Genomic DNA, 23899 nt, shown 5'->3' with positions numbered 1-23899 from the left:
CCTAGACCTTGAAGTGGGAAATCAGTTTCTGTTGTTGCGAGACCAGATCGGCCAGCACCTCACTGCTGCCCGCCGACTGGCGCGCCTCACGCTCGGTCTCGAAGGCCACCTCGGCAATCCCCGAGATGTGTTGTGCCACACCTTGGCTGACCGAGATCTGTTCATCTGCGGCGTGGGCGACCTGATCGGCCAGCTCCTTGATCACCTCCATCCGCCGGGCGATAGACTGCAACGCGTCATCCATCTCACGGGTCTGGGTCACGCAGGTCTGAGTCTGATCCTGGCTGCGCCCCATCACCTCCACGACGTGGCGGCTCGAGGACTGCAGGTTCTCGATCATCGCCTGGATCTCCTCCGTGCTGGTCTGGGTACGGTTAGCCAGCGCCCGTACCTCGTCGGCCACCACGGCAAAACCACGTCCGGCATCGCCGGCTCGGGCCGCCTCAATCGCGGCGTTAAGGGCCAGCAGGTTGGTCTGTTCGGCGATGCTGCGGATCACGTCGAGAATGCTGCCGATGTTGTCGCTGAACTCACCCAGCTTGTGGGTGATGCCGACGGCCTCCTCCATGGCGGTAGCCAGCCCCTCGGTGAGGCGTCGGGTATCGGCCACCTTGCGCCGCCCCGACTTGGCCTCATCGTTGGCAAGATCCACCTCACGCTTGGTGTTCTCGGTGGAGCGGGCCACCTCACCGGCACTCACCTCCAGCTCGGTGATGGCGGCGGCCACCTGATCGGTCTGGCTCTTCTGCTCCTGTACCCGAGCCATGGCGCGCTCGCTGATCTCGGCGGCACGGGCCGCCTCATCCACCAGATGGCGCGAGCCCGAACTGATCTCGCTCAGCAGCTCACCTGTCTTGCTGGCCAGGGTGTCGATCGACTTAGAGAGCGCCCCAAACTCGCAGCCGCTGCGGTAGTTGATGCGGCGGGTCATGTCCCCGGCAGCCATCAGCGCCAACTCGCCGTTGATCCGTTGCAGCGGACGTTGAATGCTGCGCGCCGTGGTGTAGCCGATCACCAGCGCCACCAGCGCCGAAACGGCCGCCACCGTGAGAATCCAGAAGCTGGCGCTGCTCACCGCCCCGTCGGCACTGTTACGGCTGACCGAGGCCGTGCGGGTGGCGCTGGCGCTGAACTCATCGAGCAGACCCAGCGCCTTAGCCAGGGTGCTGTCGAGCTGCAAGTTGAGATCCTTGAGGGTGGCCCCCAGCTGCTGCTGGCTGCGCATGGTCACCAGCATGCCGCTCTTGCCCAGGGTCAGCTCTTCAAGCTTGCCGAGGTTGGCCAGATAGCGGGCCTTGACGTCATCGGGCACCGCCACCCGCTCGAGGCGCTTGCGGGCCATGTCGATGTCGGTCGAGAGCACCTTCTCCAGCGTGGCCAGATCGGTCTGCTGGTCGGCGCGACGGATATTCTTGATATCGCGGGCAATGCCCGAGGTGATGAGTTCGGCCTTGTTGCGCATGGAACGCTGGCTCGATGCCTGCTGCAACAGCAGATCGGCGGCCCACTGATAGGTATCCTCGAGGCGGATGAAGCCCTTGCCGAGCTCAGTCAGGTGCTGGTGCGCCGCCACCCAGAGGCGATGCTGGGCCATCACTTGATCGCTCAACGCAAAGAAATGCTCGGCCGCCTCGCTGACCGATTGCAGCTTGGCGGCCGCCTCATCCCCCTGATCCAGTGCCTCACGGCTCTGTTCGAAACGCTGTCGCTGCTGGCTGATCTGAGCCGCCAGCCCGTCCAGGGCACTGCCCTCTTCACTGTTGCGGTACTCCAGTACCCAACGATTGGCATCCTGCAGGGTCCCCTTCAGGTTGGCCGCCGCCACCACCAGCGGGGTTGCTCGCTCGGTCACCTCGGTCAGACCCGCATTGATGCCACGGATCTTGAGCGCACTGACGGTGCCAAGCAGGATCAGCAGAAGGAGCATCAGCACAAAACCGGCAATGATCCTTTGCACTATGGAGAGACTCATGTCGCTGTCCTCAAACTAAGGGAATATGTTCAACATAGTGCTTATCGGCCAATTAGAGGGTTACTGGAGGTTTATCCCGCCCCATTCCGTTGATGTAGCACACGTTTTTCACCTTTAATCCGTACAAATGCATACAAAAACAGACGCCCTCCTGATGGAGGGCGTCTGATTAGATTTCGAGCGAGTCTCACTCTCACCGACTGGCGGGATAGTGCTCCCGGATCCAGCGCTCAAAGTCGTCCAGCATCCGCGCTTGCGACTCAGAGTTATCGGCGATCAGCTCCTCCCCATGCACCACCCGGATGATGGCCTCGAGCGGCACACCATCGCCGGGGGCAGCGCGCGCTGCGGCGGCCGCCATACAGGCTTGTGCCTCCTGCCAGGTCTGCTCGACCGTCCGGTTGCACGCCTCAGCCAGATAGTGGGCGTTGAACCCCTCCCCGGTCAGGCTCTGCAAGGTCTCATCATGACTCTTGCCATTGCCCGGCGCCCAGTAGTGGGCGGCCAGATCCGGCCCGATGCGCGGGTTGTCGGTCAGATAACCATCGCGGGCCAGGAAGAAGGCGCGGGTCTGCTCCACCGCCATCTGGGCCAGCAGGTAGCCGTGATAGGCACAGGCCGACTCCTGGTTGAGCAGGTGGGGAATGGCCAACAGCGGCCGCGGACTCTCGACGCCGAGGATACGCCGCTCCCATTCGCGGGCCAGCGCGATCACCCGATCACCAGTCAGCTCATCTTCCGCCAACCGGTAGAGATCCCGCTCGAAGTAGGCCACCAGGGCAATCTGCCGCTCGTTGAAGGCGCGCATCGGCTGACTGGTTTCAATCAGGGTGTGGATCAGCGCATCGGGGATGGCCTCCCCTGCCTCGTTGCGGGCGTAGCGTTTGAGCCAGTCCGCATCCCCCAGCAAGCTGTCGCAGAACATCGACTGGGTCTCGGCATAGGCCATGGAGGTGGGGGGGAACTCCTGGGAGAAGCAGGGGGCATTGCCGGTCACGTTGGCAAAGTGAGCGGCGTGGCCCCCCTCGTGGAACAGGGTGTTGAGGCCACGCCAGCCGCTGCCCACCTGATCCGGGCGCGCCAGACTGGTGAAGTTGACCATGGCGGGAACCCAGACCCCGCCCTGCCAGTGGCTCGGCACCGGGCCGTGGCAGAAGCCGTTCTCATACTTGCCGGCCCGCTCCAGCAGATCCAATGTCAGGGTGGCGCCCCGAAACTGGATGCCAAGGCGAGCGAAGCTCTCCACCCAGTCGCGCAAGGCGCGCTCGAAGGGCACATAAGCATCGAGCTGGCGAATGGCATCCCCGCCGGAGAAAAAGCGCAGATTATGGGGGGCGCAGGCCACCTCCCCGTGACGAGCCCGCAACTCGGCGAGAGAGGCCACGCAGCGCGCCTCGGTGGCGGCCACGAAGGCATCGAGCACGGCAAACAGCTGCTCTGGGCTCATCCGCTCGTTCTTGTGCACCTTGTAATCGAAGTAGTCGCGATACCCCATGGCGCGGGCAAAACGGTTACGCAGCCGCACTATGTCGAGAAAACCGTGCGTCACCACCCACTGCTCCAGGGTATGGAAAAGGGCGATGGCACTGCGCCGCGACGCTTCGCTCGGGCTGGTGCCGAGCAAGGTGGCAGCCGCCGGCAGCGAGCCCGGCAACGACTCCCCATTCTCACCCGTCAGGGTCAGCGTCAGGGTGCGCCGCGCCGCAAACAGGGCCGACTCGGCCGCCACCAGCTCATCCATCAGGCGGGCGGCGGCCGAGTCTTCTATCACATTGCACTCGAAAAAGGCGATCCAGCCACGCAGGCCGGCGGCGAGCTGCGGGTCGTCACCCGCCTGCTCGAGCGCGGCACGCAGTTGTGGCAGTCGCGCCGGATCGGCACAAAACGCCTTGTAGGCTTGCTCGGCCGCCGTGAAGCCGGCCTGATCGTCGCTGGTGCCCATGTAGGTGGCCCAGAAGAGATCCTCCTTGCGTCGGTGCACCGCAAGGTAGTCCCGGTTCAGTTCGTCAAAATAGGTCCTGGCAGACATAAATTCCCTCTCATCGGTCGGGTTTTCCCCACCTTGTCATAGCGAAGGGGCGCCACTGGCGCCCCTTTTCACACTAACAAAGCCGCATCGGCCTGTCTGCCCTCAACTCAGGGCCAGACCGATGGCCAGCAGCAGGCTGTAGAGGAAGGCGCTGATGGCGGTCTGCTTGAGGGCCCCGTTGAGGCGTGCCCCGTCGCGCGTCTCGGAGAGGGTGCGGGCGGCGCCGCTGAGCGGCTTGAGGGCCGGCAGGAAGATCCAGGGCCAGGGGCCCGTTCCCTCCAGCAGCAAAAAGGCGATGGTCAGTAACAGCGCCGCGCCCAGCAGCACCCAGTGGTAGGCGATCGCCTTCTCCCGGCCAAGGCGCACCGCCAGGGTGATCTTGCCGCTCACCCTGTCCCCTTCGATGTCACGCACGTTGTTGATGTTGAGCACGGCGGTGGCCAGCAGGCCACAGGCGGCCGCCGGCAGCAGCAGCGGCCAGCTCAGGCTGTGGGTGAAGAGATAGAAAGAGCCCAGCACCCCAAGCAGCCCGAAGAACAGGAACACCGAAATATCGCCAAAGCCACGATAGCCATAGGGGGTCTTACCCACCGTATAGGTGATGGCGGCGATGATGGCGAAGCCACCAAAGGCGACAAACAGCAGCACATCGAGCCAGTTGTTGCCAAACGCGGTGACCAGCAGCCCCAACCCGCTCGCCACGGCCCCCAGGGCCACCAGCACCATGGCGCGCACCATCTCGCCACGGCTGATGAGGCCGGAAACCACGGCCCGCTGCGGCCCGATGCGCGCCTCGTTATCGGCCCCCGAGACGGCGTCGCCGTAGTCGTTGGCCAGGTTGGAGAGGATCTGTAGCAGGATCGCGGTCAGCAGCGACAGCCCCATGATGGCTCCGTCAAAGGCGCCGTTGCGAGCCGCCAGGCCAGTACCCAGCAGGATCGAGGAACAGGCCAATGGCAGGGTGCGCAGACGAGCCGCCAGCACCCAGGCGGTGAGTTTTTCAGTCATAGTCGGTAGCCAAGCAGCCGGATATTGATCCTGTCGAGGTTATGGCGGGGGCTCCCCCCTTATACTGGCCACGCCCCGGGATCAGATGTCCAGATGATTTACATGGAAGAATGGGCCGTTAATATATATGAATTGTTAGCCTTTTGGCACACACCGGCGCTGCGCCCTCCGAACTCTGACCCATGCTGGCACCCACACATCTCCTGCAACAACTGGACGCCCTTCGCCATGACGCGACCACAGGCTTTGTTCGCCTGCGGATCCCGTTCGTGGTCGACTCCTTCCTCGGCTGGCTGGCGGCGCAACCGCTCTATCCGCGTATCTACTGGCACTCCCGCGGTGCAGAGCGGCCCGAGTACGCCGCGCTCGGCAGCATTCACACCCTGGAGGATCCCCAGCAACTGACCGCCCTGTGCAAACAGGTCGCCGAGGCGGGCGCCGACTCTCCGCGTTACTTTGGCGGCCTCGCCTTCGATCCGACGTCCCCCGGCTGGCCCGGTTTCGGTGCCTGTCGCTTCGTGCTGCCACGGATCGAACTGGTGCGCCGTGGCGAGGAGGTGAGCCTGTGCCTCAACCTCTGCCTCGATGCCTGCAATCGGGAGGCCGAACTGGCCGCCGCCGAGCAGGCCCTGCAAGCGCTGCGCCCGGCGCAGCCATTGCCACCGCTGCCGGCTCAACCTTTCGTGCGCAGCGACAGCCCGGACCCGGCGCTGTGGCGCACACTGGTCGAGCAGGTCACGGCCCCCGACTTCCAGGCCCACACCCCCAAGGTGGTGCTGTCACGGGCTAGTCGCCTCGATAGCCCGATCCGGATCGTCCCCTGGTCGATGCTGGCTGCCTGGCGTGAACGGGCCCACGACTGCTTCCACTTCGGTTTCGAGTTCGCCCCCGAGCAAGCCTTCATCTCCTGCTCACCCGAGCGCCTCTACCGGCGCGAGGGACGCCATCTCTTCACCGAGGCGCTGGCCGGCACGATTCGTCGCAGCGGTGATGATGCGCTGGACGCGGCCCTGGCCGCCGAACTGCTGGCCGACAGCAAGAACCGGCTGGAAAACCGGCTGGTACACGCCGACATACTGCAACGCCTGGCCCCGCTGGCCGAGCAAACCAGCCTGACCGAGCCGCGCATCCTCAAGCTGCGCCTGTTGCAGCACCTCAAGTGCGACATCGAGGCCGCGCTCAAGCCCGAGGTGTGTGACTGGCAACTGCTGGCCGCGCTGCACCCGACCCCGGCGGTCGGCGGCGCCCCGCGCGAGGCGGCGCTCGATTTCATCCGTCATCACGAACCCTATCAACGCGGCTGGTATGCCGGCGCCTGTGGCCTGCTCAGTCGCGACACCAGCGAGTTCGCCGTCGGCATCCGCAGTGCCCTGCTCGATGCTAAGTCGGTTACCCTGTTCGCCGGTGCCGGTATCGTCGCCGGATCTGAGCCTGCCGCCGAGTGGGCCGAACTCGACAACAAGATCGGTAACGTGCTCTCCCTGCTGGAGCAGCGCTAGCCCGAAGGAGATCCCATGTTCGCGAGCCGTCACGCCACCTTCAACCACCTCTGGGCTGCGCTCCTGCTCGAGGAGCTCTACCGTCTGGGGGTGCGCGACGTGGCACTGGCCCCCGGTTCGCGCAGCGCACCGCTGACCATGTCCGCCGCCGCTCACCCCGGCCTGCGCCGCCACGTGCATTTCGATGAGCGCGGCCTCGGCTTCTTCGCCCTCGGCCTGGCCAAGGGCAGCGGCCGGCCAGTCGCCGTCATCACCACCTCGGGCACCGCCGTGGCCAACCTCTGGCCCGCCGTGGCCGAGGCCCAGCTGACCGGGGTACCGCTCATCATACTGTCGGCTGACCGGCCGCCCGAGCTCATCGACAACGGCGCCAACCAGGCCATCGATCAGCAGGGGATCTTCGCCCGCTACCCGGTGTACCAGCAGAATCTGCCGAGCCCGACCCCCACCATCGCCGCCCCCTTCGTGCTGAGCTGCGTGGATCAGGCGCTCGCCGTGCAGCGCCGCACGCCGGGCGTGGTGCACCTCAACTGCATGTATCCCGAGCCCCTCTACCCAGGTGCCGAGCAGCCCGACTTTGCCGACTACCTGGCCCCCCTCGGAGACTGGTTGACGAGCGGCGCCCCGTGGGGCCCATGGCAAGAGCCGCCCCGAGCCATCACGCCCCAGCCGCAGTGGCCGAGTTTCGCGGCGCGCCGTGGCCTCATCATCGCCGGGCGTATCGACGATCCCGAGGAGGCCGATGCCGTAGCGACACTGGCCGAGCGGCTCGACTGGCCGCTCATCGCCGATCTGCAAAGCCAGCTGCGTTTTGACCCGCGGGCGCTGCTGCACACGGATCTTGCCCTGCACGACTCGGCCTTTCGCGCCGAGCTAGGGCGCGCCGAGGTACTGCTGCAATTTGGTGCCCGCCTCATCTCCAAGCGCCTCGCCCACTTCGTGTGCGACCACGCCTGGCAGGATTACTGGCTGGTCGATCCCCAGCCGGCCCGCCTCGACCCCGACTACCGGGTGCGTCGCCGCCTGCTTGGCTCGGCGCCGGATTTTGCCGCCGCCCATCCCATCGACCATGCGCCGTCCGGCTGGGCCACGCTGGCCCCCATGCTGACGCGAGTCGCCGCGCAGATCGAGCAGGCCTGCGCCCACTTCTCCGAGCTCGGCGTCTGCCATCGCCTCAACCGCCTGATCGAAGGGCAACTGTTCGTTGGCAACAGCATGCCGGCGCGACTGATGGACATGCTGGGCACGCCGGGCCATGGCCCCAGCCGGGTGATGACCAACCGCGGCGCCTCGGGCATCGACGGCCTCATCGCCAGCGCCTGCGGCTTTGCCGAGAGCAGTGCGCTGCCCACCACCCTGCTCATCGGCGATCTCAGCGCCCTGCACGATCTCAACAGCCTGGCGCTGCTCACCAAGCGGCGTGCCCCGCTGGTGCTGGTGCTGCTCAACAACGACGGCGGCAGCATCTTCAACATGCTGCCGGTGCCGACCGCCGAGGGGCTCAGGGAGAGCTACTACCGGCTGCCGCACGGCCTCGACTTCGCCCATGCGGCGGCCATGTTCGGCCTGAACTATGTCGCGCCACAGACATTGGAGGCGTTCGAGCAGGCCTATCGCTCGGCACTGCAATCCGGGGTGACCCTGATCGAGATCAGGGTGCCAAGCGAGGGGGTCAGCGACGATCTCAAGACGTTGGGGAGGGCGCTGCATGGCTGAGATCACCACGGTTCTGCTGCACGGCCTGCTCGGTGACCGGCACGACTGGGCTTCGGTCACCCATCATCTGACCGGCCCCTGGCTGGCGCTGGATCTGCCCGGACACGGTGAGCAGCGGGATCTCGACGTGGCCGATTTTGCCGAGTGCGATCGCTGGCTGCGTGATACCCTGTCGCAGCACGGCGTCACCCGCTACCGGCTGGCCGGTTATTCCCTCGGCGGACGCATCGCCCTCTATCACGCCAGCTTGCAGCCACAAGGGCTGACGGCGCTGTGGCTGGAGAACAGCCACCCCGGCCTGCCCGAAGTCGAACGCGCCATGCGCCTGGCCCATGACGCTCGCTGGGCCCGCCGTTTCGAGAGCGAGCCGCTGCCGACCGTGCTGCATGACTGGTACTGCCAGGGGGTCTTCTCGGATCTCGACACCCAAGAGCGGGAGCACCTGATAATCCGGCGCCTCGGCAACCGGGGCGAGGCCGTTGCCGCCATGCTGCGCGCCACCTCGCTCGGCCACCAGCCGGAGCTGCGCACCTGGCTGGCCACCACAACGCTGCCCGTCACCTATGTGGCAGGGCGTCGAGATCACAAATTCCACAACCTGGCTTGCCAACTGGCGACGCCGGGTTCAACAATCGACCTGCGGGTGCTGGATGGCGGGCACAATCTGCACGCCGCCCTCCCCGAGATTTATGCCCGCGAGCTGGCTCGCTGGGCCACTCAACCAGAAGAGAAGAGCACATGATTGAAGGTATGACCGAAGCGCAGCTGTATGCCCCCGCCGAATGGCGCGACTGTACCGCCGGTTACGGGGACATCCTCTACCACAAGTCCGCCGAGGGCATCGCCAAGATCACCATCAACCGCCCCCAGGTGCGCAACGCCTTCCGTCCCCAGACGGTGAAGGAGATGATCCAGGCTCTGGCCGACGCCCGCTATGACGACCACATCGGCGCCATCATCCTGACCGGCTTCGGTGATCAGGCCTTCTGCGCCGGCGGTGACCAGAAGATCCGTGGCGACTACGGCGGCTATCGCGATGACTCCGGCGTGCATCACCTCAACGTGCTCGACTTCCAGCGCGACATCCGCACCTGCCCGAAACCGGTGGTCGCCATGGTGGCCGGTTATGCGGTCGGGGGTGGCCATGTGCTGCACATGATGTGCGATCTCACCATCGCCGCCGACAACGCCATGTTTGGCCAGACCGGCCCCAAGGTGGGCTCGTTCGACGGTGGCTGGGGCGCCTCCTACATGGCGCGCATCGTCGGCCAGAAGAAGGCCCGCGAGATCTGGTTCCTGTGCCGCCTGTATGACGCGCAGCAAGCCCTCGACATGGGTCTGGTCAACACTGTGGTGCCGCTGGCCGAGCTGGAGCGCGAGAGCGTGCGCTGGTGCCGCGAGATGCTGCAACACAGCCCGATGGCACTGCGCTGCCTGAAAGCGGCACTGAACGCCGACTGCGACGGTCAGTCCGGCCTGCAAGAGCTGGCCGGTAACGCCACCATGCTGTTCTACATGACCGATGAAGGTCAGGAAGGACGCAACGCCTTCAACCAGAAGCGCCGTCCTGATTTTTCCAAATTCAAACGGAACCCCTGATGAAACTGGCCCTGTATCGCTACGAATTGCCCTTTACTCACCCCCTGACGTTTCATGGCCGGGTCGAAACGGTGCGTCAGGGCCTGCTGGTCAACATAAATGGCGGCTGGGGGGAGATTGCCCCCCTGCCCGGTTTCTCCCGCGAAACCCTGGCCGAGGCGCAGGAGCAGGCCCTGCTCTGCCTCAAGGCGCTGGCCCGCGGCGAAACCATCACCGCCACCCTGCCCTCGGTGCAGTTCGGCCTCGACTGCGCCCGTCGCAGCTGGCCCACCCTCAAGGCGCCGCTGCCCGATCCCTATCCGCTGATCCAGGGAGCCCCCCAGGATCTGCTCAAGAACTGGAAGGTGGTGCTGCACAACGCCCCCACCAACAAGGCCAAGCTCAAGGTGGCCCGTTATCCGATGCGCGACGAGCTGGCCTTGATCCGCTTGCTGCTCGATCGCAACCCAAATCTCAAGTTGATCCTCGATGCCAACCAGGGATGGAACCGTGAAGAGGCGTGGACCTTCTGCCTGCACCTCGATCCTGCCCGCATCGAGTACCTCGAAGATCCGTGCGCCGATTTCGACGACATCCGCTTCGTGGCCAACCGCACCGGCATGCCGGTGGCCCTCGACGAGCTGCTGGCCCAAGGCAAACCGTGGGAGCCTATCCCCCAGCTGCGGGCCCTGGTGCTCAAGCCCACCCTGCTCGGCTCCCTGTGCCACTGCGAGGCGCTGGTTGCCAAGGCGCGCGAGTTGCACCTCAAGGTGATCGTCTCCTCCTGCTTCGAGTCCGGCCTGGGTCTGGCCCAACTGGCCCAGCTTGGCGCCGAGTGGGACCCGCAGCAGGCCCCTGGGCTCGGCACCCGCCGTTTCCTCGCTCGGGACCTGATGGGGAAAGAGGGAGCCCCGGAGATGAGCCAGCTCGATACCGTGTGGCAACATGGCTGAAGCTTGTCCGGTTCGCCGCTGGGCCAACGCGCGTCCGGCGCAGCCGGCCCTTATCAGCCAAGGCATCACCCTCGATTACCGGACGCTGGATCGCCGGCTCAACCACCTCACCGCCCAGCTACAGGCACAGGGCATGCACCGTGGCATGCGGCTGGCCGCCCCGGTGCGCGCCAGCCAGGAAGGGGTGCTGCTGGCCTGGGCCTGCGTGCGGCTCGGTCTCATCTTCTGCCCGCTCAATCCCGCCTTTCCGTCGGCCCGGCAACAGGCGCTGGCAACCCGGCTCAACATCGACGGCTTCTGGTCTGCCGAGGCCAACGTGGCAGGCCCGTGGCGCCGATTGCGGCTCGACTTTGCCGGTGAGCGTGAAGCCACCGACGAGGGGTGGCTGGCGCCAGAGCAGCCCAATAACCTCATCCTCACCTCCGGCTCGAGCGGAGAGCCCAAGGCGGTGCTGCACCGACTGGCCAACCACCTGGCCTCGGCACGCGGTTCGGCCAGCCTCATTCCCCTCGATCACGACTGCGGCTGGCTACTCTCGCTGCCGCTGTTTCACGTCGGTGGCTACGCCATCCTGTTTCGGGTCTTCCTGGCCGGCGCCGCACTGGTGCTCGACGAACGGGATCGCCCCCTCAAGGCGCGTCTCGAGACCCAGCCCATCACCCACCTCTCCCTGGTGCCGACCCAGTTGTGGCGACTGCTGGCCGAAGGGTTCCATCCTGCCCGCACCCGCCTGCGCGAACTGCTGTTGGGCGGGGCCGCCATCCCGGCGCCGCTGGTCGAGCGCCTCAGCGCCATGGGATTGACCCCCAAGGTGAGTTACGGCCTCTCCGAAATGGGCAGCCAGGTGTGCACCGCCACCCCAGGTCACCCCGGTCTGGTCGGCCATCCGCTGCCGGGGCGCGAGGTGAAAATTGAAGAGGGGGAGATCTGCGTGCGCGGTGACACCCTGTTTCTCGGTTATGACCACCCCGCCGGGCTCGATCCGGCCCGCGATGCACAAGGGTGGTTTCATACCCGGGATAAGGGCCATCTGACGGCGGCGGGTGAACTGGTGGTGGAAGGGCGACTCGACAACCTCTTCATCTCGGGAGGGGAGAATATCCAGCCCGAGACCATAGAGCAGCGACTGGTCGATCACCCCGCCATTGCACAGGCACTGGTGGTGCCCGTCCCCAGCGAGGAGTGGGGGGAGCGGCCGGCCTGCTTCATCGACTGGCAAGGCGAGCCGATGAGCGAACTCGAGCTAGAGCAGTGGGTTCGGGCCGCCCTTCCCGGCTTCATGGTGCCCGATGACTGGCTGCCCTGGCCCGATCTGGGGGGCGCGCTCAAGCCCTCCCGCCAGCAGCTCAAAATCGTCGCAGCGAGCCGGCATTCATCCGCTCACGCCACACAAAAGCCGGGCCACGAATCAGGGGAGCGGCAGGTGAAGCGATAAGCCCCTTGCCCGTATCGCCGGCCCAAATGCCCCCTTTTCGCTTACTGCTGGCTGAATCGATCTGCCCGCCCGCGCTGACGCAGCGCGCCAGTTGTAATAGAATGCGGCCATTCGCCTCGAACCACCGGTGCTCATGAAGAGATTTGCCTTACTCCTCCTCGCCATACTGTTACTGCTGCTGGCCATCGCGCTGGGGCTGCTTGGCTACGGGGAGTGGCGCGTCTCCAAGACGGCCCGCTTTACCTACGACAACGTCACCGAGGTGCCCTATCACAAGGTGGCGGTGGTGCTCGGGACATCCAAGTATCTGGTCGGGGGAGGTCACAACCCCTACTTCAGCAATCGGATCAAGGCGGCGATCGAACTCTACAACAACGCCAAGGTCGATTACCTGATCGTCTCGGGTGACAATGCCACCGTGCAATACAATGAGCCGCGCCTGATGCGCCGCGCCCTGATCAAAGCCGGGATCCCCGCCTCCGCCATCTATATGGATTTCGCCGGGTTTCGCACCCTCGACTCGGTGGTGCGGGCCAAGGAGGTGTTCGGCCAAGCCTCCTACATCATCGTCTCCCAGAAATTCCATAACGAGCGCGCCATCTTCATCGCCCACCGCTTCGGCATCGATGCCATCGGCTTCAACGCCCCCGACGTGGCGCCCCACGAGGGATTCAAGACCCGGGTGCGCGAGATCTTCGCCCGTTTCATGAGCCTGCTCGATCTCTACATTCTCAGCAAAGAGCCCAAATTCCTCGGTGAGCCGATCGCCATTGGCGCCCCCACCCTCTGCCACTCTCTTAGCACCATCGGCACCCAGCAGCCCTGCCTGCCCGAACAATAGGCCGTTGCGGCAAGAAAAAGCGGGGCCTGGGCCCCGCGTTTTCATGACCTCTTGGGCGCTCGCCAGATGAGGCTCACCACCCGGTAGCCACGAACGTGGCACTGCATATCGAGATCCTGCCAGTCATCCCCCTTTAGCAGGCTGACCCTGCCCTTTACGCCCTGCTCCGAGGCCTGTACCTTGCCGGCGTCGAAGATCACCTTCTCGCCGCCGGTCAGGGTGACCAGCTTGTCGTGACAGAGCCACTGGGTGCGATCGGTACCGGTGACCTTGACCGAAGGGTCTTGGCGATCCAGCAGTTGCTCACCCCGGCTCGGCGTGAACAGCCCCCGCAGTTGCGCGGCACGCTTGAGCAGCCACTGTTCACGCTGCGCCAGGCTGACCTGGCTGACGAAGGGCTGTGGCTGACCCTCTTCATCCAGCCAGGCCATCAATTTCCCCTGCTCGAACTGAAAGCGCGACTCGGGCTCACGCACTCCAAACAGCACCCCGCCCTTGAAGTAGTAACGGTTCACCCCCTGCTCCTGCCCCTTCTCATCGAGGCGTGGCACCGCGATGATGACGGGCATGTCACCATCCAGCCAAGCGGTCACCACCACCCCATCTAAGGTGAACTGGCGGGTATCGAGGGCGCCACGGGCCGCCTTCTCCATCGTGTCGAACTGCTGATCAAGGGTCATCATGGGTAGCGCCATAGCAGGAAAAGTGGCCGCCAGCGTCAATGGCAGAAGGGGGGAGAGCTTCAATGGGTATCCTCCACAAGCCAGACCCGCAGCCCCTCGCGATGATGCTCGGTCAGTGGCACGGGGGAGCGGGTCGGGTAATCGAAATGGATCAGGGTGGTCTCGGCAGTGACCGCCAGCACTTTCTGCTGCCAGGCCTCCTGCCAGAGGGTAAACGAGCTGGAGCCAATCCGCTTGACGCCGGTGCGAATGGTAACCGGCTCGCCATAGAAGAGTTCGCGTTTGAACTGCACCGTATAGCCCGCCAGGATCAGCCGCCACTGCCGCACATCGAGATCGGGGGTGAAGATCCGAAACAGCGGCGCTCGGGCCGCTTCGAACCAGACCGCCGGTACCGTGTTGTTGATGTGGCCGAGGGCGTCGGTCTCCTGAAAGCGCGGATCAACCTGCATCTCCAGCATCGTGGCTTCCTTGTCGTCAAACCGGCGCTCAGGCTAACCCGCCGCGACGGGTGACTCAAGTCTGCATTGCCCCTCTTGCGGAGACAAAAAGGCCCGAACCAGTCGGGCCAAGGAGCGTGCAGGGCCCAGGATGCGGGCCCTTTTAGCTGAAGCGAGATCAGAAGCGGTAGCCCATCCCGACCATGAACACCATGGGATCGATGTGGGTCTTGATGGTACCGACGGCGGTATTTACGTCGGTGTCGATATCGATGATCCAGGCCGAGCCGTTGACGAACCAGCGATCGGTGAGCGCCATATCCACGCCAATCTGACCGGCCACACCCCAGGAGTCGTCGACGCTGACATCAGTGCCGGCCAGTGCGCCCTTGCCCTTTTCGTCGAAGAAGGTGGTGTAGTTGATCCCCACGCCGACATACGGACGCACCTTACTCTGGGCATTGCCGAAGTAGTACTGGGCCATCAGGGTCGGCGGCAGGTGCTTGACCTTGGCCACTTCACCCAGACCCGGAGTGCTGACGGAGTGGGAGAACGGCGTGGCGGCCAGCAGTTCAACCCCCCAGTTGTCGGTGATCATGTAAGAGAGGGTCAGCCCGAGCTGGGCGTTGCTGTCGATCTCCAGTTCACCGGAGTTGGCAACGTCATCGCTGCTCTCCTGCGGGGAGACGACGGCGATACCGCCACGCACCAGGATGTCGCCGGCCTGATGGGCCATTGCCAAGGGGGAAACCAACATAGCGGTCATCAGCAGAGGAAGTGACTTTTTCATCGTTATTACCTTTTTAGTGTTAGTTGTGCTGCAAGCACCCACACTTTACGGGAAGGTAACGTCCCGTCAGTTGATTTAGCTCAATTGTTACTCAATGTAAAGATGGATGTACCAATCACCTTCGCAATGACCGCCGTGCCCTCCACAGCCATCACGCCCAACATAACAATTCACCCAATGCCGCATATCACATCAACCTATTCATCCTCCGGTTGCAGCAGATGCACCACCTCCCGCCGGATCAACTCCTCGGCCTGTAGCAGTGGCAATGGCCCATCGACATCACAGGTCACGCCCACCCAGGTATTGCGTCCGTTCAACTTGGCCCGATAGAGCGCCATATCCGCCAGCTTGAGACACAACTTCCAACCGGCCTGGTGTTTCTCGGCCCCCAGCGGATAGAGGCAGAAACCGATGGAAGCCGTCATGCCAAGCGGTAGCTCAGGCGAGCCAAAATCACTCTGCCCAATCTCCCGCCGCAGCCGCCCCACCATGGCTTTCGCCTGCGCCGGCGAGTCACACTCGCCAATCACCAGAAACTCCTCCCCTCCCAGCCGCACCAAGCGCTCCCCATGCCGCAACTGGCGGCGCAACACATCGGCAAACTGGCAGAGGATCTGATCCCCCATGTCATGGCCATGGGTGTCGTTGACCAGCTTGAAGTGATCGATATCGAGGATCATCAGCACATGATGTGACGTGCGATAGTCGATCTGCTCCAACCAGGTATCCAGATAACGTCGATTGAAGCAGTGGGTCAGCGGGTCCAGGTAAGCCGCCTGCTCCATGCGCTGGCCATAGGCCTGGCTCGCCTGCTGGCGCTGGCTCAGGCGCAGCGCCATCTCGCGGAACCGGCGGGTCAAGATGCTCATCTCGCGGCTGGAGTCGATGCTGGGCAGATGCTGCACCTCGGCATCATAGGCATATTGCTGCACCCCATGGATCAGGGCGTCGAGCGGCTGTAGCACGATCGCCTGTAACCGCCGAAACGCCAGCAAGCCACACAGCAGGCAGATCAGCAATGTCCCCAGCAGAGTCCACAGCAACACCTGGGCGCTACCGCGAATGAGGTCGCGGGTCGATTCCAGCCGCAACACCAGCCCCGGCTTGCCCTGACTATCGAGCAGCAGCACCTCGCCCCACATGATCCCCAGCCCCCGATACCCTACCCGATAGAGGGAGCCCTCATGCAGCCGCATGAAGTGACGGGTCTCCCCCGCATGCTCCAGCTCACGCAGCTGCAATGGGGCGGCCACCCGCTCCGACAGGGTCTGCAAATAGGAGTCGTCGAGCCAGCGCGTCACCAGCAGATAGCCGTTGTGGGGCTGGCTGCGTTGGGAGTCGGTGATGGGAAAGATGGCAAACAGGGCAGGCCCCCAGCTGGTGCTCTTGAGCCCTTGCAGGCCATCACGGTCCACCTGAGGGAGTAGCTCCTGCTTGAGACGTTCGAAGAAGGGGGGGTAGTCGAGCAGCAGCTCGGGGTCTACATCCGGCATGCGGACCCGGCTCCAACGCTCGTTACCCGAGAGATCGAGAAAGCTCATCACGTTTAACCGAAAATCCTGCATCGGCATGTCGGTTAACAGGTTGGAGCGGATGAAGCGGCTATCGTGTTCGGCCATAAAGTGATAGGCATCGTCCCAGGCCCCCCAGTCTCTGACAAAGGCGCGCAGGCTCTCGAGGTCGGTCTGGATCAACCCCACGGCCCGGGCCAGTTGCTGGCGCATCTGCTGCTGCTCCATGCGGCGCAACTCAGGCACCAGTATGCTGAACAACAGCATCACCAGCAGCCCCATGGCGATAGCCCAGATCCGCGCCATGGAGAACGCCACCTGATAGTTGATAGTCCGCGTCGATCTGTTCATGCCTGAGGCTCCTGAGGCCGTTCGCCCTTATTATGGTGAATCTTATCGATAGAACCTGAGTTGGGCCGGCGTATGCTGGCATTGAACCACCTAAAAACAAAGGGGCCAGAGGCCCCTTGTTTGGTCACTTTTCTTGGTCACAACATCGACTTCAGGAAACGCGCGGTATGCGACTCGCTATTGTCGCAGATGGCCTCCGGAGTCCCCGTCACCAGAATGCGGCCCCCTCCCGAGCCCCCTTCCGGCCCCAAATCGACAATCCAGTCGGCGGTTTTGATGACGTCCAAGTTGTGTTCGATGATGACGATGGTGTTGCCGCGATCGCGCAACTGGTGCAGCACCTTGAGCAATTGCTGGATGTCGTGAAAGTGCAGCCCTGTGGTCGGCTCATCCAGGATGTAGAGGGTCTGGCCGGTATCGCGCTTGGAGAGCTCGCGCGCCAGCTTGACCCGCTGCGCCTCGCCACCTGACAGTGTGGTGGCCGACTGACCGAGGCGGATGTAGGAGAGCCCCACGTCCATCAGGGTTTGCAGCTTGCGCGCCACCGCCGGCACCGGATCGAAGAAGGCCCGGGCATCTTCCACCGTCATCTCGAGGATCTCGTGGATGTTCTTGCCCTTGTACTTCACCTCCAAGGTCTCGCGGTTGTAGCGCTGTCCCTTGCAGACGTCGCACGGCACGTAGACGTCCGGCAGGAAGTGCATCTCCACCTTGATGACCCCATCCCCCTGGCAGGCTTCGCAGCGCCCGCCCTTCACGTTGAAGGAGAAGCGGCCCGGCTGGTAGCCACGAGCCCGCGCCTCCTGGGTGCCGGAGAGCAGCTCGCGGATCGGGGTGAACAGGCCGGTGTAGGTCGCCGGGTTGGAGCGCGGAGTGCGGCCGATCGGGCTCTGGTCGATGTCGACCACCTTGTCCAGATGCTCCAACCCCTCAACGCTGCGATAAGGCGCCGGCGTCGATTCGGTCGCCTTGTTCAGCTCCCGGTGCGCGATGCGAAACAGGGTATCGTTGATCAGGGTCGACTTACCGGAGCCGGAGACCCCGGTGACACAGGTCATTACCCCGATGGGCAGGTCCAGGTTGACGTTGCGCAGGTTGTTGCCGCTCGCCCCCTTGAGCTTCAACCACTTGCCGGTGAGTGGCGTACGTTCGCGCGGCACCTCAATCTGCTTGCGGCCGGAGAGATAGTCACCGGTCAGCGACTCCGGGTTGTCGATGATCTGCTGGGGCGTGCCCTGAGCCACTATGTTGCCACCGTGTACCCCGGCTCCGGGGCCGATATCGAGCACATGGTCGGCAAGCCGGATCGCATCTTCATCGTGCTCCACCACGATCACCGTGTTACCGAGATCGCGCAGATGGGTCAGGGTGCCCAACAGCCGCTCGTTGTCACGCTGATGCAGGCCGATGCTGGGCTCGTCGAGCACATACATCACCCCCACCAGACCGGCGCCAATCTGGCTGGCCAGCCGGATGCGCTGCGCCTCACCACCGGAGAGAGTCTCGGCACTGCGCGACAGGCTCAGGTAGTTGAGACCCACGTTCACCAGAAAACCGAGTCGCTCGACGATCTCTTTCAAGATTTTTTCGGCAATCTGGGCGCGCTGGCCGGTCAGGGTCAGGCCGGCAAAGAAGCTGAGCGCATCGCCGATGGAGTCGTCGGCAATGGCCGGCAGGTTGCGGTTCTCGATGAAGACATGACGCGCCTCTTCACGCAGCCGGCTGCCACCACAGCTGGTGCAGGGCTTGTTGGCGATGTATTTGGAGAGCTCTTCGCGCACCGCGTTGGACTCGGTCTCCCGATAGCGGCGCTCCATGTTGTGCAAGATCCCCTCGAACGGATGCTTGCGCACCACCACATCGCCACGGTCGTTCATGTAGCGAAACTCGATATCGCTGCGACCGGAGCCGCGCAGGAGCACCTCCTGCACCTTGGGCGGCAGATCCTCCCACGGCGCCTCGAGATCGAACTCATAGTGCTCGGCCAGCGATTTGAGCATCTGGAAGTAGTAGAAGCTGCGCTTATCCCAACCACGGATGGCGCCGCCGGCCAGACTCTGGCTCGGATCGTGGATCACCTTATCCGGATCGAAATATTGCTGCACCCCGAGCCCGTCACAGGTGGGGCACGCCCCGGCCGGATTGTTGAACGAGAAGATGCGCGGCTCCAGCTCGGAGACCGAATGGCCACACTCAGGGCAGGCGAAGTTAGCCGAAAAGGTCATGGGGGCAACCCCCTCCTCCCCGTCCATGGGCACCACCTGCACTATGCCACCCGAGAGGGTCAGCGCCGTCTCGAACGACTCGGCGAGGCGTTGTTGCAGATCGTCGCGCACCTTGAAGCGATCCACCACCACCTCGATGGTGTGCTTTTTTTGCAGCTCCAGGCTCGGGGGATCGGAGAGATCGCACACCTCGCCGTCGATACGGGCACGGATGTAGCCCTGGGCAGCTAGGTTCTCCAGCAGCTTGACGTGCTCCCCCTTACGGTTGCGCACCACAGGGGCAAGCAACATCAGCTTGGCGCCTTCGGGCTGCGCCAGCACCTGATCCACCATCTGGCTGATGGTCTGGGCGGTCAGCGGGATGCCGTGAGTCGGGCAGCGGGGCTCACCGACCCGGGCAAACAGCAGCCGCAGGTAGTCATAAATTTCGGTAATGGTGCCGACCGTGGAACGCGGGTTGTGCGAAGTGGATTTCTGCTCGATGGAGATAGCCGGCGAGAGCCCTTCGATATGATCCACGTCCGGCTTCTCCATCAGAGAGAGAAACTGGCGGGCATAAGCCGAAAGCGACTCCACATAGCGCCGCTGCCCCTCGGCATAGAGGGTATCGAACGCCAGGGAGGATTTGCCCGAGCCAGAGAGGCCGGTGACCACAATCAGCTTGTTGCGGGGCAGGGTCAGGTTGATGTTCTTAAGGTTGTGGGTGCGGGCACCCCGGACCACTATTTTTTCCATCTTGCACACGCTCGTTTCGACACGTCAGGCGGGTGAGTATCGCACAGAGAATACTGGATGAATAGACAGTGGCGGGGACTCAGCGCCAGCCTCTAGCGTCAAGATGCTCTTTGGCCCACTGCACCGCTTGCAACCGGTTCTTCACGTGGATCTTCTTGAATACGTTATAGAGATGCGACTTGATGGTGTGCTCGCTCACGAACAGGCTGTTCGCAATTTCACCGTTTGATGCCCCCGTCATGAGGTAGCGAAGGATCTCCTGTTCACGCAGGGTCAATCCTACGACCTGACGTCGCCCCTGTGGCTGGCTATCGCGGTAATAACAGAGCAACTCGCTCATCAACTGACGCGGCAACCACATCTCTCCCAGCAACACCCTGCGAATACCGCTGACCAGTTGTTGCAGGGGATCTCGCCGAAAGAACAGGCCGCTCAGGTTGGGCCAATCCACCAGCATCTCGTGCCCGACATCATGGGGGGCATTGAGCAACACCACCCTCGCGCCTGCGCTCTGCGCCATGATGGCTTCCCGCCACCGGGAGCCATGCAGCCCTTTGAGATAATCCAAATCGATCAACAGCAGTTGGGGGATCACAGAGCAGAGCATGGAGAGCTCCTCGGTCTGTCGAACCAGCACGATATCCTGTGCCAGTTGATCCATGAGGTAATGACGGAGCATATCCGCCTGTAAATTATCCTCGGTGATGAGACCTATATGATGCGCCACGGACATCACTGTTTCCTTACTGCTAATAACCAAAACTTTCACACACTTCACGAGAAGATTAATTCAGCACTGGTAAAAGTCTCAGTATTAAAAAAGCATGAGGCGCCGTTACAACCCGCATTTTTCTTATAATACAAATAGATATCAACCACCCCCATTTGGGTTAAAGATTCTGCCCCAATGGACATACTTCAGTATGAATTGCTTCATAGTGGTTTTTTAAGCTGACAAAACACTCTATAAGAGGGCCGTTCTATTCAAAGAATGGCCAACCCCCTCATTAACCGCAACCTTGTCAATTGCAGGATCTGGCAATTGTCGACCCGTCAGACCCTGACCAAGATGTCTTGATTTCTCGTTACTGCAGCCAGCGCCGGGACGAGTAGTTGGTGATGACCACCTGCTCCAGATTGGGGCGAATAATCCCCTGATTGACCCCTTTCGCTATGGCCTGGTAGCGGTTGATCGTGCCCGTCTTGCGAGTGACCTGATTGAGATGAAAGTTAACGGTGCGCTCGGTAATCCCCAGGATGCAGGCAATTTCCGACGACGTTTTCCCTTCACTCGCCCAGAACAGGCACTGGGTTTCACGCTCGGTCAACGGCTCCTCTTTCCCCTCCGGCATGGTCGCCAGCACCACCCTGATGGCGGCATCAAAGATGTAGTGAGAAAGCCAGCTCAGGATCGGCGAGGTATCCAGCAGCAGCTCGGTCGAGGCCGCTTCGCGGGTGATAAAAGAGAGAATGCCACTTTCCCCACAGGCCCCATGGAGCGGGAACGACACGCCATTGCGCAGGCCAAAATCAGCCGCCTGCTCCATCACGATCAAACTTTCCTTTTGCAGGAAACTGGCTCGCTCATCGAGCCGGTTCCAGTAGATCGGCAATGTCTGGGTTCGCGCCAAATGGATGATGGGATCCCGGGTCATCAGATGATTTTCGGTATAGACCTGAACCCAAGAGTCGGGACACTCGTTAAACAGCACCACCTTGGGACGCTGCATCGACATCGGCAAAATCAGGGTGAAACCAAAATAGTCATATCCCATTTCACGGGTAAATCGACCAATAAGGGTCGACAGCGCCTGTGCGTCCGAAGCCAACGAAAACTGCTCCAGATATTCAAGTTGCCGGTCTTGATTCATGTCTCCGCTCCCGCGTCCAGTGGTGAGCGGAATTATAAACGCGAGTCGTGGAGAAGAGCACTATGTATATCTTTAGAGGAACCCTTTCCGAGCATCCCAATCCGAGCATATCCCGCCAACTTTACCAGTTCCGCAAGCAAGTCTTTGCCGACCGACTGGGCTGGGAAGTCTCACCCGAAGGGGATCAGGAGCGGGACGGCTATGATACGGAGCAGACCAGATGGGTATTGATAGAGGATGATGAAGGGCTGATTGCCTGCGTCAGACTACTCAGTTGTGATGGGCCTTATATGATGCCCGATATTTTTCCCTCCACCCTGGCCGGTGAACCGGCCCCCCGCACCGCACAAAGTTGGGAGATGACCCGACTAGCCATAGATGCCGAGCGCGCCCCGCGCTTTGGCAATGGCGTCAGCGAGCTGACCCTGGTGCTGTTTCGTGAAACCAATGCCTATGCGATGGAACATGGCGTAACAGAGCTCATCGGGGTAGCCAGTACACCCGTAGAGCGAATCTATCGGCGACTCAACCTGCCGATTACCCGCCTCGGTCACGGCAAACCCGTCGATCTCGGCGTCGTCAAAGGCTTAGGAATCAGGCTGGCGGTTGGTGAGGCGCTCGCCAACGCAGTTGATCTTCCCCTCAGCGGCCACTACACCCCCTATCCACAGGTTCCCTCCCACATCAGACTTCCTCTTATGCATCCGTATCGCTGAGTCAACAACCAGCTGGGCCCATACTGCTGGGCCCGGCACCATCCTAGCCATCAAGCGGCCAAAAGGCTCAATCAGCACCTAACTCATTGTTCTCCATCACATTCCAAGATTGATTCATCCTGAATAAATGTTTCAATTTTCATTCATGAATCTTTTTCATAATTAAACCCGCACTAATAAAAAGGAGATTAAAATCGATGACATTCACATTACGCCGCTCTCTGCTCGCCATGATGATCCTGGGTACCAGCGGAGCCCTCAGCGCAGCTGAAATAGGCAATCGGAACATCAGTGAAAATGAAGTGATCGCAGCGCAAGAGGCCTGGGCCAAGGCGCTGATCCAGATCAGCGATGACTACGCCGCAGGTGGGGAGGAGAAGGCAAAAACCACGGCCGAATCCGTGATCGACAATGCCTATGGCTATGCACAAGGCGTGGTGTTGTTCAAACCGACCCTGGCAAGCGGCCAGCAAACCTTCCGGCTAACCCGCGAGGGCGCGCTCTCCTACTTCATCGGTGGCAATCCATCTTTCCCGATCGATAAGGGGTTCGCCATCAAGGGATGGAAAGATTACAAGGTGGAAAATGCCGGGATCCAACTCTCCGGTGACAGCGCCTATACCATGGGCAAGGTGCACCTGACCGACGCCGATGGCAAAACCACCACTGTTGATAAGACCTGGGGCTTTCGTAAGGGGGAAGATGGTCAGATCCGCATCGTTCTCCATCACTCATCCGTCCCCTACGCTAGTTGATAGCGACACATTGGAAATGGCGACCATAGGTCGCTATTTTTATATATTTCCCACAACCGGCATATTCAGCCGCAGCAATATATATCCCAATTACGAATTGAAACACGTTAGTGATAGTAACCAAATTCTACTGCCTGCTATCACAACAACCGCAGAGCCTGCCATGCGTTAGCGACTAAATTCATGGCTGCTGACTCAAGACCAAATACATCCGGCCTATGCGCCTGAACGGCTCATAAATTATCGAGCCGTACTCGTTCGGACACTAAAAAGGATATTTAAGATTCGATGACGGCTGATTTACCACCGCATCAAAATGCAGGAGCCAAAAGGGCTCATTCGTTTACCGGTATAGACCATGGGCCGAAGGCACTATTCATACTCTTCTCTTCACTCCTGCCTCTCCCTCCGCTCAGGTAATAGATCTGAATTCTTTTCAACAAAGTCATGCATCTGTTGTAAAAGAGGAAGCAATGCTCTACCCAACTTACCCAGGGAGTAGTCAACCCGTGGCGGTACGCTGGCCATCACACTGCGGACCACCACGCCATCGGCTTCCAGTTCACGTAACTGAGCCGTCAGCATCTTTTGACTGACCCCAGGCAGAGATCGCCGCAAATCACCAAAACGCAGGCTCCCCTCACGCAAGTGATAGAGAATTGCGGGCTTCCACTTACCGCTGAGTAGTCTCAACACGGAATAGGCGGGACAAAGGGGTTCGTTCATATCGCGTCTCATACTCGGTAGAGGTTACTTTTTAGTTACTATGCTGTTGATCAGCGCGCAAA

The 23899-nt window shown here is 62.1% G+C and carries 19 protein-coding genes and 1 pseudogene; 9 read left to right on the top strand and 11 right to left on the bottom strand.

Annotation, left to right across the window (positions count from 1 at the left end):
• Position 1: 1 nt before the first annotated feature.
• The 3 genes from BN1134_RS00350 to BN1134_RS00340 form a co-directional block, all read right to left on the bottom strand.
• Entirely contained in the window at positions 2-1972 is a 1971-nt protein-coding gene (locus BN1134_RS00350; protein ID WP_042044563.1) for a methyl-accepting chemotaxis protein, read from the bottom strand.
• Between the two features lie 193 nt (positions 1973-2165).
• Positions 2166-4001, bottom strand: a complete 1836-nt coding sequence (locus BN1134_RS00345; RefSeq protein WP_042044562.1) for a M3 family metallopeptidase — start codon at positions 3999-4001, stop codon at positions 2166-2168.
• 102 nt (positions 4002-4103) lie between these two features.
• Positions 4104-5009 (bottom strand): 1,4-dihydroxy-2-naphthoate polyprenyltransferase, encoded by a 906-nt coding sequence (locus BN1134_RS00340; RefSeq protein ID WP_042044561.1) that lies wholly within the window; start codon positions 5007-5009, stop codon positions 4104-4106.
• A 182-nt stretch (positions 5010-5191) separates the two neighbouring features.
• Between BN1134_RS00340 and BN1134_RS00335 the strand changes: the two genes are divergently transcribed.
• From BN1134_RS00335 to BN1134_RS00305, 7 genes and pseudogenes are all read left to right on the top strand, one after another.
• Positions 5192-6508, top strand: coding sequence for an isochorismate synthase (locus BN1134_RS00335; protein ID WP_042044560.1), 1317 nt, complete (start codon positions 5192-5194; stop codon positions 6506-6508).
• A 15-nt stretch (positions 6509-6523) separates the two neighbouring features.
• Positions 6524-8224, top strand: coding sequence for a 2-succinyl-5-enolpyruvyl-6-hydroxy-3-cyclohexene-1-carboxylic-acid synthase (gene menD / locus BN1134_RS00330; RefSeq protein ID WP_042044559.1), 1701 nt, complete (start codon positions 6524-6526; stop codon positions 8222-8224).
• Positions 8217-8966: a 2-succinyl-6-hydroxy-2,4-cyclohexadiene-1-carboxylate synthase gene (gene menH / locus BN1134_RS00325; RefSeq protein ID WP_042044558.1), complete on the top strand. Its 750-nt coding sequence runs from the start codon at positions 8217-8219 to the stop codon at positions 8964-8966. The genes menD and menH overlap by 8 nt, the downstream gene beginning before the upstream one ends.
• Positions 8963-9823: a 1,4-dihydroxy-2-naphthoyl-CoA synthase gene (gene menB / locus BN1134_RS00320; protein ID WP_042044557.1), complete on the top strand. Its 861-nt coding sequence runs from the start codon at positions 8963-8965 to the stop codon at positions 9821-9823. The genes menH and menB overlap by 4 nt, the downstream gene beginning before the upstream one ends.
• Positions 9823-10755, top strand: a complete 933-nt coding sequence (menC, locus tag BN1134_RS00315; RefSeq protein WP_042044556.1) for an o-succinylbenzoate synthase — start codon at positions 9823-9825, stop codon at positions 10753-10755. The genes menB and menC overlap by 1 nt, the downstream gene beginning before the upstream one ends.
• Complete coding sequence (locus BN1134_RS00310) at positions 10748-12190, top strand: AMP-binding protein (RefSeq protein WP_042044555.1); 1443 nt, start codon at positions 10748-10750, stop codon at positions 12188-12190. Before menC ends, BN1134_RS00310 begins: the two co-directional genes overlap by 8 nt.
• A 133-nt stretch (positions 12191-12323) precedes the next feature.
• Positions 12324-13025: pseudogene (locus BN1134_RS00305) on the top strand (SanA/YdcF family protein); the annotation flags it as partial.
• Positions 13026-13072: 47 nt separating this feature from the next.
• Here BN1134_RS00305 and BN1134_RS00300 read toward each other — a convergent pair.
• The 7 genes from BN1134_RS00300 to BN1134_RS00270 all read right to left on the bottom strand — a co-directional run bounded on the left by BN1134_RS00300 (position 13073) and on the right by BN1134_RS00270 (position 21640).
• Positions 13073-13714, bottom strand: coding sequence for a hypothetical protein (locus BN1134_RS00300; RefSeq protein ID WP_232300571.1), 642 nt, complete (start codon positions 13712-13714; stop codon positions 13073-13075).
• A gap of 59 nt (positions 13715-13773) precedes the next feature.
• Complete coding sequence (locus BN1134_RS00295; protein ID WP_042044554.1) at positions 13774-14175, bottom strand: acyl-CoA thioesterase; 402 nt, start codon at positions 14173-14175, stop codon at positions 13774-13776.
• A gap of 157 nt (positions 14176-14332) precedes the next feature.
• Positions 14333-14944 (bottom strand): OmpW family outer membrane protein, encoded by a 612-nt coding sequence (locus BN1134_RS00290; protein WP_042044553.1) that lies wholly within the window; start codon positions 14942-14944, stop codon positions 14333-14335.
• A 197-nt stretch (positions 14945-15141) separates the two neighbouring features.
• Positions 15142-16809, bottom strand: a complete 1668-nt coding sequence (locus BN1134_RS00285; RefSeq protein ID WP_042044552.1) for a sensor domain-containing diguanylate cyclase — start codon at positions 16807-16809, stop codon at positions 15142-15144.
• Positions 16810-16946: 137 nt separating this feature from the next.
• Positions 16947-19769 carry an excinuclease ABC subunit UvrA gene (gene uvrA / locus BN1134_RS00280; RefSeq protein ID WP_042044551.1) on the bottom strand — a complete coding sequence of 941 codons (2823 nt, stop codon included), beginning with the start codon at positions 19767-19769 and terminating at the stop codon, positions 16947-16949.
• A 79-nt stretch (positions 19770-19848) separates the two neighbouring features.
• The gene (locus BN1134_RS00275; protein WP_042044550.1) at positions 19849-20502 is read right to left on the bottom strand and encodes a LuxR C-terminal-related transcriptional regulator; all 654 of its coding nucleotides are present in this window, start codon (positions 20500-20502) and stop codon (positions 19849-19851) included.
• Positions 20503-20854: 352 nt separating this feature from the next.
• Positions 20855-21640 (bottom strand): LuxR family transcriptional regulator, encoded by a 786-nt coding sequence (locus BN1134_RS00270; protein WP_042044549.1) that lies wholly within the window; start codon positions 21638-21640, stop codon positions 20855-20857.
• A gap of 62 nt (positions 21641-21702) precedes the next feature.
• On the opposite strand from BN1134_RS00270, the gene BN1134_RS00265 reads away from it, so the two are divergent.
• Both BN1134_RS00265 and BN1134_RS00260 read left to right on the top strand, forming a co-directional pair.
• Positions 21703-22356 carry an acyl-homoserine-lactone synthase gene (locus BN1134_RS00265; RefSeq protein WP_042044547.1) on the top strand — a complete coding sequence of 218 codons (654 nt, stop codon included), beginning with the start codon at positions 21703-21705 and terminating at the stop codon, positions 22354-22356.
• 197 nt (positions 22357-22553) lie between these two features.
• Positions 22554-23111, top strand: coding sequence for a hypothetical protein (locus BN1134_RS00260; RefSeq protein WP_042044545.1), 558 nt, complete (start codon positions 22554-22556; stop codon positions 23109-23111).
• Between the two features lie 390 nt (positions 23112-23501).
• Here the strand turns inward: BN1134_RS00260 and BN1134_RS00255 are convergent, their stop codons facing one another.
• Complete coding sequence (locus tag BN1134_RS00255; protein ID WP_042044544.1) at positions 23502-23837, bottom strand: winged helix-turn-helix transcriptional regulator; 336 nt, start codon at positions 23835-23837, stop codon at positions 23502-23504.
• Between the last annotated feature and the right edge of the window lie 62 nt (positions 23838-23899).

The sequence above is a fragment of the Aeromonas simiae genome (assembly GCF_000820125.1).
Classification (GTDB): domain Bacteria; phylum Pseudomonadota; class Gammaproteobacteria; order Enterobacterales; family Aeromonadaceae; genus Aeromonas; species Aeromonas simiae.
Note: the sequence above shows the minus strand (reverse complement) of the source record. Positions and strands in the feature narration are given on the sequence as shown.